The organism is Actinoplanes sp. G11-F43 (assembly GCF_050589265.1).
Classification (GTDB): Bacteria; Actinomycetota; Actinomycetes; order Mycobacteriales; family Micromonosporaceae; genus Actinoplanes.
This window is the reverse complement of record NZ_JBNZCE010000042.1, coordinates 1-1,782: the sequence shown is the minus strand read 5'-3', so window position 1 is coordinate 1,782 and position 1,782 is coordinate 1. Positions and strand designations below refer to the sequence as shown.

Sequence of the window (1,782 nt, the reverse complement as noted above, 5' to 3'; positions counted from 1 at the left end):
CCCCACCGCACCTGACGACAGATTGAGGAAGTGGGATGACCCTCGGGCACTGGCACGGCTATCTCTGGACCGGATCAAGCAAGGATCTGAAGGACGAATCGCTGCGTCGGCCCAGTTCACCCGGCACACCCCAGGCCCAGGAATTCCTCCGATCGTCACTGCCACCGATGCGCCGAGGCCACTACCTGTTACGCCGCAACGCCGCCTCCGCAGATCTCACCTGGACCGACGTAGACGAGGCCATCGACTGGATGGCCGCCACCTACAAAAGCCACCCGCCCGTGGAAGGCGACGTCGGATTCCCCGCCGTAAACGGCGCCCCACCACCGCTGGCCGGCGATGTCGGACTGGACGCGCGCAGAGCGACCTCCCGGGACGGGCTGATCAACGGTGTGGACGCCTACTGGCAGTACTACACCAACCCGAACGGCGGAGTCATCGCCTACGCGGCCATCTGCTGCCCGCACACCCATCTGCCCGACATCCCGTGCCCGCTCCCGCCCCGACCCTGACCACTCCCAGCCCGCGGAGGACGCCGTGTCCCTCAGGTTGTTGTTCGATCAAGCGACGTACCAGGACATGATGACGATTTGGCCGACCGAACCAGCCGTCCATGACCTGCCCGACGGCAGCCACCTGCCGGCCATCGTCAACGCGAAACTGCTCAACACCTACCTCGACACCGGCTGTGCGCCCGCCGACGAGATCAACGTCGTCAAGGACGGCGCCGCCCGCCACCCCCGTGCGTACGCGACCGCCGGCAAGCTCGACCCCGCACGGATCGCGATGTGGCGCGAGCGCGGCTACAGCTTCCAGATCCGCAACCTGGACCGCTGGTACCCGCCGCTGCACGCCATGTGCCGAGCCATCCAGCAAGAGACCGGCTTCGGCTGCTACGTCACCGCGTTCGTCACGCCCGCCGGTGCCCAGGGCCTCGACTACCACTGGGACCAGAACATCGGCATCGTCTACCAAGCCGCAGGCTGCAAGACCTGGCAGATCTGGCGGCCGGTCGTCGACGAACCGCATCGCGGCTATAAGGCATCCAACACCCAGCCGCTCGCCGAACTGGTCGAACAGCTCAAGGCTGACGGCCCCGACCTGGAGATCGAGCTCAAACCGGGACAGGTCCTCGTGCTCCCGCGCGGCTGGGTCCACAACCCGCACGCCCTCGACCAGACCGAGGACAGCGTCCACCTGACCTTCGTCATCCGCGAACGCACCGGCTTCTGGATCGGCGAGAAGCTGGCCAAGGCCGCCATCGCGTCGACCTCGCTGCGACGCGTGATTGCGCCAGCGGACATCGTCGGCGAAGACGCGTTCGCCGCACAGATCGAGCAGGCACGGAGCACCCTCGTCGGCTGGCTCAGCAAGGTCGACACCCAGACGTTCGCCGTCGAACTGCTCGACATCGCCCGAAGCGAACTCGAACCCGACTACATCTGACGGCTGACCAGAGCACCCGGCTCGGCGGGAACTTCCCCCGTGGCTCCCGCCGAGCCGGGTTCCACCGTCGAGTCGCCGGATATATCTCCTCTACGGGAGGCTCCCGCGGTCGCAAAGCCCGGCCTCGAACTTCTGATCACCGATGAGAGTCCAGCTATCGATTAAGGTACGTATTTAGTCTCAATCCTGACCAACGCAGCACACTGCACGGCATGGTCGCCCCTCAGCCAAGGCTGAATCTCCTTCTAGGCCGTGTATCGAAGTCGGCTACAACCATTCGTTGATCGCGGCGATGGTCACGGTGGCTTCGTAGCGGACGGCGAGTTTGTCGAAGCG

General features: G+C 65.5%; 2 protein-coding genes. Both read left to right on the top strand.

Annotated features, from left to right (window positions below):
• Positions 1 to 35 precede the first annotated feature (35 nt).
• On the top strand, positions 36 to 512 hold the full coding sequence (locus ACQ0O7_RS36720) for a hypothetical protein (RefSeq protein WP_430789442.1): 477 nt from the start codon (positions 36 to 38) through the stop codon (positions 510 to 512).
• Between the two features lie 25 nt (positions 513 to 537).
• Positions 538 to 1,446: a JmjC domain-containing protein gene (locus ACQ0O7_RS36715; protein ID WP_430789440.1), complete on the top strand. Its 909-nt coding sequence runs from the start codon at positions 538 to 540 to the stop codon at positions 1,444 to 1,446.
• Positions 1,447 to 1,782: the final 336 nt, after the last annotated feature.